Below are 12,568 nucleotides of genomic sequence, written 5' to 3'. Positions count from 1 at the left end.
CGGTTCAGTCCTTTTCTCGGGGCTGGTGGGAGGGGTCGGCCTTGGGCTCGGTCCCCAGTTCGGCGGCCCATGGGTAATAGAGGTGGGCCTGTGAGGCGGGCGGCCCGGTCAGTCCGTCCTTGAGGACGAGGACGGAGGGCACCTGCGCGACGGGGATCCACACCGCCGCGTCGGCGAACTCCTGCTGCACCCCTATGGCGATCCGGGCGCGAGCGCCGTCATCCAGGGTGCGGAGCGCCTGGTGCACCTTGCTGTCGTACGTACGGCTCTTGAAGCCGACCCAGTTGTTGGGGCTGTCCGACAGGGCGTTGTCGTAGAAGCCCATCGGGTCGCTCTTGGAGATGTACCAGTCGCCGACCAGCACATCGATCTCCGAGCGGGTCTCTTGGGAGCTGTAGAACTCCTCGAACTGGGCGGTCGGCACGGTCTTGATCTGTCCGACGAGCCCGATGCGCTGCAGCGCGCCCCGTACCGCGTTGGCGATGACGGTGCGGCCCTGGCTCGCGTCCGTGCCGATGATGATCGGTTCGGTGGGCGCCCCTGCCGCCTGCACCAGCTTCTTGGCCTGTGCGAGAGCGGCCGCGTCCGGCCGCGCGGGGGCGGCGGCGTTCAGCTTCCGCTGCGCGGCGGCGAATGCGGGTTTCGCATAGCCCCAGGCGCCGGAGCCGACGGGGGTTGCCCAGGGCTGGACGAGCCCGCCGTAGCCGGAGGCGGCGATGCCGGCGCGGTCCAGGGCGAGGGACAGTGCGCGGCGGATCGTGGGGTCCTTGAGGCCGCCGCGCTCGGTGGGGATGAGGGCGAGGGAGGCGGTGCTGGGTCCGTAGTGCTCGGTGAGCCCCTTGCGGCCGGCCAGGGCGGCGGCGATGTTGGGGGATTCGGCGAAGCCGCCGTCGGCGGCGCCGGTGGTCAGGGCGTTGACGAAGGCGCTGTCGGCGGCCCAGCGGAAGACGATCTGCCGGGTCAGTGGCTTGCTGCCCCAGTAGCTGTCGGAGCGGCGGATGGTGAGGGAGTCACCCGACTTCCAGCTCTGCAGCTCATACGGGCCCGAGCAGGCGTCCCCGCGCCCCGGGGTGCCGAACTCCGCTCCCGCCGCCTGCACCTGGCTGCGGTGGTACACCAGCCCCGCATCGCCCGCGAGCGCCTTGGTGAAGAGGGCGTCGGGCTGCTTGAAGGTAACGGTGATCTCGTGCGGACCCGTCTTGGCCATCTTCTTGACGTTGGCGAACTCGTCGGCCTGCTCCATGTCCGGGTCGGCATGCCGTTTCAGGCTCCACAGGACGTCGTCGGCGGTCATCTTCGCGCCGTCGTGGAAGGTGACATCGTCGCGCAGGCTCAGGACCAGCGTGGTCGGGTCGGGGCGAGTGGCCTTCCGGGCGAGGAAAGGGCGGACGGACATGTCCGGCTGAAGCTGGTAGAGCCGCTCACAGACGTTGGTCAGCACGACCCGGCCGGCGCTGGTGCCCTGGGTGTCCAGGTCGAGGGAGTCCGGTTCGTCCTCCAGCAACCAGTTGACGGTGTCGAGCCGGCCGGTGGCCTCGGCAGTCGTGGGGGTGAGCCGGAGATCGGCGGCGTTCAGCGCCTTGCCGCCGCCGAGGGTGTTGGTGGCGCCGCTGCACCCCGCCGCGCCCAGGGCGAGAGTGACGGCGGCCGCGGTCAGCAGGGGAGCGGTCGGACGGGACATCCGCTTCATCAGTGCGCCCCCGGTCCGTCGTAGAGGTTCCACGGCACCCGCTGGTACTCGTGCTCGCAGGGGGTCCCCGCGGTGGCGTGGTATTCGCCGCTGGTCAGATCCACGCACGAGGAGACCAGTGTCGTCCAGTGCCGGAGCGCAGGCTTCCGCGGATCGGGGTGGGTGCACAGCGACTCGGGGTGGCCGAGGTGGTCCGACATCGCCTGTCGAATGATCTTGCGTGACTCGTCGGGGCCGGTGGACGTACACAGTGCCCGCAGTCCGGCCTCGGCGCGTGGGACCCGTATGAGGGAGTCGGACGACGCCGGGCGGTACCCGGCGGCGAGCGCGGCCGGGACGCCGGCCTGGTAGTGGTTGCCGTGCACCAGCAGCCCGTCGGTGGGATACATCCAGCCGTGTCCGGCCGGGGTGGTCTCCAGGTCGACGGCGAACCCCTCGCGACAGGTCAGCAGCGCGTTGCTGGCGATGTGTGCACGGGCGCGGCACAGCACTTCGACGGCGTCGGTGATGCTGTCCTGGTCCAGCACGCTGCGCCGTACGACGGTCTGCGGCAGCCCGATCGCGTCGTCGAACCGCCCGCCGAGACCGTTGGCGTTGAGCGCGATACCGGCCGAGTTGGCGCCCTGGCGGCCGATCTGCCCGGCCTCCACCTGCATGATCAGGGTCGGTTTGGGCGGCTGGACGATCCGGATCAGCACGACGGTGTCGGCGACGCCGGCCCGCCAGTCCCAGTTCTGCCCGGCGTAGACATGGCCGTCGCCGCTGGCCTTCCCGTAGACGGCGTAGGAGGTGCAGCCCTCGGCGGGCTCCTCGCCGTCGGACCGTGCCGCCGCACCGATCTCGGTGAAGGACTTGTCGTAGAGGACCTCGCCGCGGGCATTGAGCGCGAGGATGTCGAGCAGGCCGACGCCCGCGCCGTCGGCGATCCCCTGCATCTCGTCGACCAGGTGGGGTGCGTAGTCGCGGACCGGTGCCAGCCAGTGGGCGGCACGGGCGGTGACCTGCTGCCAGGTCAGCCCGCTGGAGGCGCCGAAGGCGGCTTCGTAGTACGCGGTCGCGGCGTGGATGCGGTCGCGCACCGCCTCGCCGTACTGACGGCCTCGCTCGGCCGGCGGACCGGCGATCTCGATGACCGGAAGGGTGCGCTGTGCCATGTCTCTCCCTGCGCAGGACCCGGCGCCAGGACGCCGTGGTGCTGTAACGTCAATTTCAGCAAGTGGGTCTCTTGGAATGCGTTGTCCAGGAGAGTAATGCTGGTCTCACGAAAGTCAAGGGTTGTAATGGAGATTCCAGAAGGGTCCGCCGTGGGAGAGGGCACCGGCATGACGCGGCTGCGGGCCGCCGTCCGCGACGCCTGGGACGAGCTCTCCACCTCCGAGCGCGCCGTCGCCCAGTACCTCGTGGGCGCCGAGCCCGAGCAGCTGCTTTTCGCCGGCGCCCAGGAACTGGGGACCGCCAGCGGCACCAGCAATGCCACCGTCGTACGCGCCCTCCAGCGCATCGGCTACGCCGGCCTGCCCGCCCTCAAGCGCGACCTGACCGCCGACTTCACCACCACCGTCGCCCCCGAGGTCCGGCTGCGGCAGCGCATCGCCCATGTCGGCAAGGACCTCACGGCTATCTGGGACGACGTCTTCGACGAGGCGGCAGAACGGATCGGGCACGCCCGGCGGCTGACCGAGGCCGAGTCCTTCCAGCGCGCGGTGGCCGCACTGGCCCAGGCCGGAGAGGTGTTCTGCTACGGCGTCGCAGCCTCCGAACTCGCCGCCCGGCACCTCGCCCTGATGCTCGCCCGGACCGGCCGCCGGGCCCGCTTCCTGGGGGCGACCGGATTCGCGTTCGCCGATGCGCTGCTGCCACTGGGGCGCGGCGACGCGGTGGTGGTCTTCCAGCCGGCCCGCCCGCTGACGGAGTTCACCGTGCTCGTGGAGCGGGCCCGCGCGATCGGGGCCAAGGTCGTCTTCGTCACCGATGAACTCGGCGACACCTTCGAGGGCCGCGTCGAGGCCGTACTGACCGCGCCGCACACCCCCACCGGCATCACCGCCGAGCCGCTGACCGGCCTGGTCATCGCCGACGCCCTGCTGCTCGCCCTGACCACGCTGGACGAGACCCGAGCGGTGGAGACCTCACACCAACTCACCGCGCTCCGCGAGCAGTTGCTCCCACCCGCGGTGCGCACCCGCGGCCGGAAGGAGTCCCCCTAAAACTCACGCCCTCTTGGCCACGGCTCGCCGGCGCTCCCGGTTCCCCGACTCCCCAGCTCGCCCACCCGGGCCGTCTGCTGACCTGATGCCAGCGCGTTCGATGTCACGCAAGCGGGGGCTGACGTACGGTGGCCGTGGTCGAGGAGGTGCAGGTCATGGTGTGGTCGCCCCAGCGCGATGCCCTTCGTGGCCGTGTCGCGGTGGTGGCCGGAGCGACGCGGGGAGCCGGCCGCGGGATCGCTGCCGCATTGGGGGAGGCCGGTGCCACGGTGATCTGTACGGGGCGAAGCAGCAGTACGGGCACCGCCGCCATCTCCTCGGACTACGACCGCCCCGAAACCATCGAGGAAACGGCCGGGCTGGTGGACAGCCTGGGTGGGGTGGGGGTCGCGGTCCAGGTGGATCACCTGGACTCCGAGCAGGTCGGACGCCTGGCGAAGCGCGTCCGCGACGAACACGGGCACCTCGATGTGCTGGTGAACGACATCTGGGGCGCCGAGATCCTCAAGGGCCGGCCACCGGAGTGGAACACACCGGTCTGGCACCATGACCTGGCCAAGGGCCTGCGCATCCTGCGACTGGCCGTCGAGACCCACCTGATCACCTCGCACCACCTGTTGCCCCTGTTGATCGACCGACCGGGCGGCCTGCTCGTCGAGGTCACCGACGGCACCACGGCCTTCAACGCAGACCAGTACCGGATCTCGGTGTACTACGACTTGGCGAAGGTCTCCGTGAACCGGCTGGCCTTCTCCCAGGGACACGAACTCGAACCCCATGGTGCGACCGCACTGGCCCTCACCCCAGGATGGCTGCGTTCGGAAATGATGCTCGACAATTTCGGGGTCACCGAGGACAACTGGCGGGACGCTCTCCACGGCACGGTCGAGGGATACCCGCCCGCACCCGACGGCTTCGAGACCTCCGAGTCACCTCGGTATATCGGCCGCGCCGTCGCAGCGCTGGCCGCAGACCCCGCCCGAGCACGCTGGAACCAGCGGTCGGTGACCTCCGCCGAGCTGGCCCGTGAGTACGGCTTCACCGACATCGACGGTTCCCAGCCCGACAGTTGGGCGCGCCATACCTGAGCGGATGTCCCGGTACGGGGCTTGCCCCGGTGATCGTCAGGCGTCGTCGAGGACGCCCGGCTTGCTCGGTGATGGCCCTGATGCAACGTAGAGGGCGAGGAGAGCGAAAGGGCTAATTCAAGGAGTGTGAGAAGGAAGCCCCTTCATGGCCTCGCCGAAATGAACGATAGCAGTCAGGCGGGGATCAGGTCGCGCAGATTTTCGGGTGTGAGGATCCGGGAGTCCGGGTGCAGACCCTCCGGGCGTTCCAGGCCTATGTAGGTGACCGGGCGGTCCGGGAGGTTCTCGCCGTCCCACAGGGTCACGGTCGTGGCGCCGCCGGCCATCAGGTCGACGAGGTAGCGGACCGTCAGGTATTCACGCTCGACGATGCCCCGCAGCAGCGTCGCGACCGACACCTGGTTTCCCTCCACCCGGTTGGCCGACGGCGTGCCCTTGAGGTGCAGGTGCAGCCACTTGGCGCGCCAGCGGCCGTCGCTCCCGCGCAGGAATGCCAGTGGCAGCGCCACCCTCCCCGGGCCACGCAGTTCCGACTTCAGGCGCACGGTGCGCGGTTCGAACGGACGGCCCTGCTGGGCGGCGTCGCGCAGCATGAAGCCGAAGAACGACTCCTCGACCTCTTCGAAGCCCTCCCCCGAGAAGATGTTGACCTGCGGGACGATGAAGGTGCCGCGGACGGCGCCCAGACGCAGGTTGATGAACTCCGAGGCGCCCTCGGGCGCGTCGGTGATGTCACCGGAGTGCTCACCTTCGACCTGCGTGAGGGCGGTGTAGGACAGCCAGGAGCGGGTCGAGTAGTCGGCACCGAGCATCAGCGCCGACAGGTCGTAGTCCGTGCTCCGGCGCGCCTGCTTCCAGTGGACGAAGAAGCGCAGCAGGTCGCCGTCGACCGGCGAGACCGAGCCGCGGGGCAGCACTCCGAGACCGGACGCGGTCGCCTTGCCGCTCAGGGGGAGCGCCACATCGAGGATGTCGGGATCGACCAGCAGGTGGCCCGGGTCCGGCAGGCGGCGGCGGACTTCGGTGTCCAGCGCAGAGATCAGCCGCTTCCGTTCGTCCGGCAGCACGGGCGGGCGGTCGTCGGAGGCGACCCAGGCACTGCCGAGTCGGTTGACGAAGACGCGGCGCTCGCCGGTCTGCTCGGGGCGGTTGTGGAGATGTTCGCGCACCGACAGGACGACCCGGCCGGAGACCTGGGGAGCGACCTCCTCGGCGGCGGTCGCGACAGCGCTGCGTTCCTCCTGGGTGAGGGCCATACGCAGCAGCCGGTCCAGGGAGCGGAACAGTTTGCCGGGCGCGGACCTCAAGAGCTCCACCGCCCCGGTCACGTCGTGCATCCCGAGCAGCTCCTCGACGCGACTGTCGAACGAGCGGGCCTGCTTCTCGCCCCGGGCCACGGCGAACACCTCGGCGGCGTGCGGCCAGCGCGGGTACTCGTGCGGGTGGAGGCGTTCGCCGAGGCGCTTGAACTGCTCGCGGTGGACGTGCACATCGGCAAGCTTGGCGGGGACTGCGGCGACCACACTGTCGAGCCCGGCGAGCAGCGCGCGGCGCACCGGGCGTGAGAGAGCCCGGAACCGGGTCGGCTCCTGGAGGGTCACATCGCCGTCCGACACCGCGCAGGCCAGACGGAGCACGTCGGTGACGGTGTCCACCAGGAGGTCCGCTCCGGCACTCAGGCGGGCCTGGTTGAGGACGGCGCGGTTCTCGCGGATCGGGATCGCCTCGGGCTGGGGGCCGTCCACGCAGCGTTCGGCGAGCACCTTCAGGTCGTTGAGGTCGTCGTCGCCCAGCGGTGTGGTGCTTCCGGCCAGGGCCAGGTACAGGGCCGTGACCTCGTCGTCCAGGTCGTCGCCCAGGTGCAGCACCGTCATACGGTCGCCCGTCGCCGCGATCAATTCGTCATGCGCGGCGAGCATCTCGGCATAGGTGTGGCGGTAGTTGCCGTAGGACGGCAGGGTGAGCAGGTCCACCACTCCGCTCCGCAGCTGGGCAGCCGTGCGTGCGCGGGACGCGTCGTCGGCCAGCGCCTCGACGATGCACTGCGTCCAGAAGGCGAACGTATCGGGCACGTTGGCCGGGAAATCGATGAAGTAGACATTGTGTTGGACGTGGTCGCCGACCATCTCGCGGACGGTACGCAGCGTGCGCACGGCGGTGTCGACGACCACCCCCACGGACAGTCCCGACAGGCACTCCAGCAGCTCCGCCGAGAGTTTGAAACCCACCGACATCAGGGCGGCGTCGAACTGCCGCGCCACGACGTCGGCATTCCCTGCGTCGCCTGCATTCCCTGCGTCCCCTGTGGGTTCTGCGGGTTTTGCGGGTTTTGCGGGTTCTTCGGGTCCTGTGGGGAAGGGAAGGCGGTGGGTGTGCCGGATGACCAGTGATTCGAGACTGTGCCCCATTGCGGCATGATCCCAGAACCGCATGGACGGGCGCATTCGGGTTTCGGGCGGCGGTCCCGGGCCCGTCCGCGAATGGGGCGCGGTGCGCCAGGGGCGCTCGTTCGGTGCCCTGATCCACGGCGCGTCGGCAAGCATCTCCTCGCCGACGAGGCCGAAGGACGTTGCCGAGGCCCGGACTTACCTGAGCGGGGGCAACTTCGCTGATTGACCTTCACCTTGGGGAAAGTCGCAGCATCACGGCATGCACTTTCAGATGCCCCCGTTCCGCTATCAGGAACTCATCCGCCAGGCCGAAGAACACCGAATTGCCCGGAAGGCGCGCAAGAGTAGCCGGGCCGGCGCAGCCGGCAGCAGTCCGGTGTTCTCCCGCCTGTGTTTGCGGTCTTGGCTTCGAAGATGAAAGGCCGCGGTACGTGAGGCTAACTGCCGTCGCCGGGTGGCTGGGGGAGCGATGCGGGTACGCGGGTGAGGTGGAAGAAGAAGTCCGTGGGAGCTGCCTTCTTGTCCATCACGCACAGCAGGACGTTGTCGGTCAGCCGGCGGAAATGGTCGATGATGGGCAACTGGTCATAGACCATCGCCGTGGACTGCTTGCCGCGGTAGACGACCTCACGCAACGTGGCGAGGCCCATCTCCTCGTACGAGAAGACCGTCCCGTCCTCGTCGCGGCACAGCAGCGGCTCCACGTGATCGGCGTCGACGAACCGCTTGCCGTACCACCGCATCTTCGTCAGCAGCGCGGCGTTCTCGCTGGTGTGCTCGAACCCGCCACCCTGCCAGGTGCCGATGAGGAGAGCGGTGTCGACCGGTTCGAGCCGGTCGAACAGCTCCGCCAGCTTCGCGTGGTCGCACGGCCCTCCGGACGCGATGGCGTCCAGAGCCTCCTGCTCGATGCTCATGGCCGGGGCCTCCCTCGATGGGGGTACTAACGGTGCGTGGCGGGCGTGCGGGGCGCTGCCCGAGCCGCCCGGCAGGGGTGAGGTGGCGGTCTGGCCGGGCCGTACGGGATCGAAGCGGTGGTACATCCGCGCATGCCAGAGCGCCACCCGCTCCAGTGCCACCGCGGAACCGTACCCGGCCGCGGTGAGCGGAGCCAGAGTCCTCCGGCAGTTTTCGAGCCCTGCCTCGGCGCGCTGGTACACCTCCTGCTCGGTCAGGCCGATGGCGAGTACGTCGGCCTTCCCCTCGGACTGTTCCCGTTGGTGGCCGCGCAGGTCGTTGAGCAGGCGGATGGCGGTCGCGGCCTGGCGCAGCGCGTCGAGCAGCAGGGGAAGGCGCCGGGGCAGACCTGGTTCGTCCATGAGGGCCCACAGGGCGGTGACCTGTTGTTCGACGCCGATGGTCCAGGCGCCGTGCCGTAGATAGTCCGTCAGCGGGGGTACGCCGCCACCGACGGCCGCTGCCCTGGCCGCCTCCCGTTCGCCTCGCATGCCGATGAGAGTTTGATGCATGCTTTTCCGCCAGACGGCGGTGAGTTCGGGCCGGCCCTTGCGGTGCAGGTCCCGGGCGATCTCCGCCAGCGCGCGCGCCACGGGGTCGTCGCCGTCGCCGTCGCTGTCGCGCCCCGAAAGGATCCGGTGCCAGGCCCGGACGCGGGTCGGGGTCCCGTCCGGGCCCGCGGACTCTGCTGCCTGCGCTGCCTCCGCTGCATCCGGTCCATCCCCAGCGTCTGCTGCGTCCGGTGCGTCCAGGACATTGTCGATCGCCATCAGCCAGACGGTGAGCCGGGACACCTGGTAGCAGGTCTCCGGAGGCAGCCAAGGGGTGAAGAACGCCGTCTGAAGGCACATCAGGGGAACCAGCGCGGTGTCCACGGGCAGCCCGAGCTCTTTGAGCCAGATCTCCAGTCGCGGCATGCTCTGCAATGCGGCTGAGCATGTGTCCGCTATGGAGACGATCTCCCGGGGAGGGTGGCTGTGCGGTCGCGAAGTGTCCACCGCGTCAGGCTACGTCCCGGGCTCGTGGGTGTTCCGGCGCTCCGCGCTTTTCGGCCCGCGCCCGGGCCGGTGCGCACGCCCGCAGCCGCCTCGCCTGCCCCCGGCGGGCCGGCAGCGCGCCGGGCCGTCATCCACGCGGTGAGTCATGACTGACGAAGCGGAAGCGGAACCAGGGAAGAGTGAGGCCAGATGTCTACAGGACGTGCGCTACCGGCCGTACCGGATGCGCATTTATCGCCGACGCTCGCCACACGTGTGAGGCGTGCGCTTGCCCTCGCCACCCGGCAAACACTCTCCACCCAGCGGGACAACGGCTCATGGCTGGCCACCCCCGACCCTCGCATCACTGAGACCGCACTGTGCACGCTGGCCTTGGCACGCTCTCCGCACCCCGACGCCGCCCGGGCCGCCGAGCGGGGCAGGGCGTGGCTCGCCAACGGCGCCGCCGCGCAGAACCACCATCCGGTGGCCCATGCCGTGGAGACCGCGCTGCTGTCCCTGGCCCTGGACACCGGCGGCCCCCTCGACTTGAGCCACCCCGCCTTCGCGGACCGGACGCTGTCGGCCCGCGCCCGGCTCCTCCAGGCCATCGCCCTGTACACCGGCCGAGCGACCAGTGGCGGTAGCAGCCCCGCCGCGCTGCGCGCCCTGCTGGCCACCGCGGTAGCAGCCCAGGGACAGCTCAAACGCTGGACCCGGGTGGAGCTCTGGTCCACGCACGCACTGGTGGAGACCCACTTCGGCGACCGGATATCCGCCCGGCACGCCGCCCGTATGGTCGCCGACCAGCAATCCCCGTCGGGCGACTTCTTCGCCAACCCGGTCACCACCGCTCTCGCGGCACTCGCGCTGCAGGCCGCCGCACCCGGCACAGCCGCCGCCCGCCGCTGCGCGGAGTACCTTCTCACCAGCCAACTTCCCGACGGAACCTGGCGCTTTTCCGCCAGCGATGTCTGGGACACCGCGCTGACCGTGCGCACCTTCCACGGCGCAGCGGCCTTCGACCGCCACGGACTGCCGGCCGCCGTTGCGTTCCTGGTCGCGGCACAGAACCCGGACGGCGGCTGGCCGTACCGCTTGGGTGTCGAGTCCGACAATGACTCCACCGCGGCTGTCCTGATCGCGCTGGGCGGCGCAAGCGGCGCGCCGGGCACGACGATACGGGCCGGGCTGCGTCACCTGGCCCGGCAGCAGACGGCCGACGGTCTCTGGCGGACCTGGCAGTCCGCCGGGGACCCTCCGGTGGACGACGTGGTGGCCCATGTCGTCACCGCACTGGACTGCCACTCCGGCCGCCATCGCGTGCAACTGGCCGCGGCGCGTGGCTGGCTCGCCGAACGCCTCGGCGACCAGGGACGCTGGCACGCCGGGTGGTACCGGGGGCTGCCGTACGCCACCGCCGAAGTCCTTCCCGCCCTCGCCGCGGCTGTACCTGCGGGCGGCCACCCCGCCGCACGGACTCTGGCCGAAACCCGTCATCCCGATGGTGGTTGGCCCGTCGAAGGGGCCGGCCCGAGCACTCCCGCCGCAACGGGACTGGCGCTCGCGGCCCTGGAACACGGCGGTCTGCTCAACGAGGAATACTGGGCGCCGGCGCTCGGCTACCTGGTGGAGACCCAGCGCGACGACGGCACCTGGCCGGGCGTACCGCTCATGTACGGCCCGCGACCGCTCCTCACGCACTACTCCACCCACACCCATGCGTTTGCCGCCGGCGGCCTCTTCGCCGGGCAGCGCCGCTTCCGATCCGCTGCGGGGCCCATCGCCTCCGCTCACGAGGAGGGCTGACATGAGGCCGGGCACGAGAGGGACCGGCAGGAGCAGCGTCGGTGCACGGCGGACCGGCGGGCCGGGACGCACCGCCGCCGATGCCTCTGCCGATGGCTCCACCGATGCCCCCGTCGTCCCCGGCCGCCTGCCGCTGGCCGGGCACGCCCCGTGGATCCACCGTGACGCGCTGCGCTTCGTCCGTGAGCTGCGGCACCACGGACCGGTGACGAAGATCTACATCGGCCCCCGGCAGGTGCACACCGTCAACTGCCACGAAGTCGTCCGGGAGTTGCTGACCGTGCAGGCCCGCGCCTTCGACAAGGGCGCGATGTTCGACGCCCTGCGGGTGCCGCTCGGCGACGGGCTGATCACCGCCGCCGGCGACCGTCATCTCCGCCACCGACGGCTGATGCAACCCGCTTTCCACCACGACCGGATCGCCGGTTACGCCCGCATCATGTCCGAAAGGTCCCTGGCACGAGCCGCCCTCTGGGAGCCCGGCACCACTCTCGACCTGGTGCCGGAGATCCACCGCCTGACGCTCGACATCCTGTTGCGTACCCTCTTCGCGGACCCCCAGGACCCTGAACTGCACTCCGCTGTCAAGGACTGGCTGTCCGTCAAGTACCACTCGATGCGCCTTGCCCTCTCCCCGCTGCACGCCTGGGCGGAACGCCTCCCGCTGCTGGCGGGATGGCGGCCGCCGCACGCCGGCCCGCTGCGCCGGCTGGTGGCCGTCCAGCACCGCATCATCGAGACCTATCGTGCCGATGGCCAGGACCGCGGTGATCTGCTCTCGATGCTCCTGCTCACGGGCGGCCCGGACGGTGCCCTGACCGACGCCGAAGTGACCGACGAACTGATCACCCTCTTCCTGGCCGGTACCGGCACCGTCAGCGCGTCTTTGGCCTGGGCGCTGCACGAGATCTCCCGCCGCCCCGACGTCCAACGGCAGCTCCACGACGAACTCGACACCGTTCTCGCCGGACGGCCTCCCGGAATCGGGGATCTTCCCGCACTGGTCTACACACGAAGGGTGCTGACCGAAGTACTGCGACTGCATCCGCCGTCGTGGCTGCTGATGCGCCGCGCGGTGCGGCCGGTCACCCTCGGCGGCGTATCGCTCTCCCCGGGCGCCGAGGTGTTCTTCAGCCCGTACGCCCTGCACCACGATCCGAAACTGTACGAGAACCCGGAGGCCTTCGATCCTGAGCGCTGGTCGCACGACGACGCCGCGAAGGCCTCGCGGCACACCTATCTGCCTTTCGGAGCAGGCAGCCGGCTGTGCATCGGGGAAGACTTCGCCTGGACCGAACTGACCCTGGCACTGGCCGCGTTCACCGCTCACCGGCGCCTGACACCAGCCGGCTCCACCCCCGTGCGGCCCCTGGTCGGCACTGTCCTGCGCCCGGACCGGCTGCCGCTCACGGCGCATGCCCGCCCGTCCTGATCCGCACGGCACGGCCTC

The 12,568-nt window shown here is 70.3% G+C and carries 8 protein-coding genes; 4 read left to right on the top strand and 4 right to left on the bottom strand.

Going from position 1 to position 12,568, the window contains the following annotated elements; all coding sequences use genetic code 11:
- Positions 1-4 precede the first annotated feature (4 nt).
- Both AB0C46_RS14785 and AB0C46_RS14780 read right to left on the bottom strand, forming a co-directional pair.
- Positions 5-1,690, bottom strand: a complete 1,686-nt coding sequence (locus AB0C46_RS14785) for an ABC transporter substrate-binding protein (RefSeq protein ID WP_362828199.1) — start codon at positions 1,688-1,690, stop codon at positions 5-7.
- Positions 1,690-2,844, bottom strand: a complete 1,155-nt coding sequence (locus AB0C46_RS14780) for a C45 family peptidase (RefSeq protein WP_362828198.1) — start codon at positions 2,842-2,844, stop codon at positions 1,690-1,692. The genes AB0C46_RS14785 and AB0C46_RS14780 overlap by 1 nt, the downstream gene beginning before the upstream one ends.
- Positions 2,845-2,970: 126 nt before the next feature.
- Here AB0C46_RS14780 and AB0C46_RS14775 point away from each other — a divergent pair, with 126 nt between their 5' ends.
- Positions 2,971-3,897 carry a MurR/RpiR family transcriptional regulator gene (locus AB0C46_RS14775; RefSeq protein ID WP_362828197.1) on the top strand — a complete coding sequence of 309 codons (927 nt, stop codon included), beginning with the start codon at positions 2,971-2,973 and terminating at the stop codon, positions 3,895-3,897.
- A gap of 155 nt (positions 3,898-4,052) precedes the next feature.
- Positions 4,053-4,985 carry an SDR family oxidoreductase gene (locus tag AB0C46_RS14770; protein WP_362828196.1) on the top strand — a complete coding sequence of 311 codons (933 nt, stop codon included), beginning with the start codon at positions 4,053-4,055 and terminating at the stop codon, positions 4,983-4,985.
- 173 nt (positions 4,986-5,158) lie between these two features.
- On the opposite strand, the gene AB0C46_RS14765 is transcribed toward AB0C46_RS14770, so the two are convergent.
- Both AB0C46_RS14765 and AB0C46_RS14760 read right to left on the bottom strand, forming a co-directional pair.
- Positions 5,159-7,393 carry a hypothetical protein gene (locus AB0C46_RS14765; protein WP_362828195.1) on the bottom strand — a complete coding sequence of 745 codons (2,235 nt, stop codon included), beginning with the start codon at positions 7,391-7,393 and terminating at the stop codon, positions 5,159-5,161.
- A gap of 419 nt (positions 7,394-7,812) precedes the next feature.
- Positions 7,813-9,330 (bottom strand): DUF4334 domain-containing protein, encoded by a 1,518-nt coding sequence (locus AB0C46_RS14760; protein WP_362828194.1) that lies wholly within the window; start codon positions 9,328-9,330, stop codon positions 7,813-7,815.
- A 255-nt stretch (positions 9,331-9,585) separates the two neighbouring features.
- On the opposite strand from AB0C46_RS14760, the gene AB0C46_RS14755 reads away from it, so the two are divergent.
- Together AB0C46_RS14755 and AB0C46_RS14750 are read left to right on the top strand one after the other, a co-directional pair.
- The gene (locus AB0C46_RS14755) at positions 9,586-11,118 is read left to right on the top strand and encodes a prenyltransferase/squalene oxidase repeat-containing protein (RefSeq protein ID WP_362828193.1); all 1,533 of its coding nucleotides are present in this window, start codon (positions 9,586-9,588) and stop codon (positions 11,116-11,118) included.
- Between the two features lies 1 nt (position 11,119).
- On the top strand, positions 11,120-12,550 hold the full coding sequence (locus AB0C46_RS14750) for a cytochrome P450 (protein WP_362828192.1): 1,431 nt from the start codon (positions 11,120-11,122) through the stop codon (positions 12,548-12,550).
- Positions 12,551-12,568: the final 18 nt, after the last annotated feature.

Source organism: Streptomyces sp. NPDC048637, assembly GCF_040650675.1.
Taxonomy (GTDB): Bacteria; Actinomycetota; Actinomycetes; order Streptomycetales; family Streptomycetaceae; genus Streptomyces.
Note: the sequence above shows the minus strand (reverse complement) of the source record. Positions and strands in the feature narration are given on the sequence as shown.

Bases quoted from the DNA above. Each gene is read 5' to 3' on its own strand.
- AB0C46_RS14785 (WP_362828199.1), bottom strand. From the start codon at position 1,690: ATGAAGCGGATGTCCCGTCCGACCGCTCCCCTGCTGACCGCGGCCGCC.
- AB0C46_RS14780 (WP_362828198.1), bottom strand. From the start codon at position 2,844: ATGGCACAGCGCACCCTTCCGGTCATCGAGATCGCCGGTCCGCCGGCC.
- AB0C46_RS14775 (WP_362828197.1), top strand. From the start codon at position 2,971: ATGGAGATTCCAGAAGGGTCCGCCGTGGGAGAGGGCACCGGCATGACG.
- AB0C46_RS14770 (WP_362828196.1), top strand. From the start codon at position 4,053: ATGGTGTGGTCGCCCCAGCGCGATGCCCTTCGTGGCCGTGTCGCGGTG.
- AB0C46_RS14765 (WP_362828195.1), bottom strand. From the start codon at position 7,393: ATGGGGCACAGTCTCGAATCACTGGTCATCCGGCACACCCACCGCCTT.
- AB0C46_RS14750 (WP_362828192.1), top strand. From the start codon at position 11,120: ATGAGGCCGGGCACGAGAGGGACCGGCAGGAGCAGCGTCGGTGCACGG.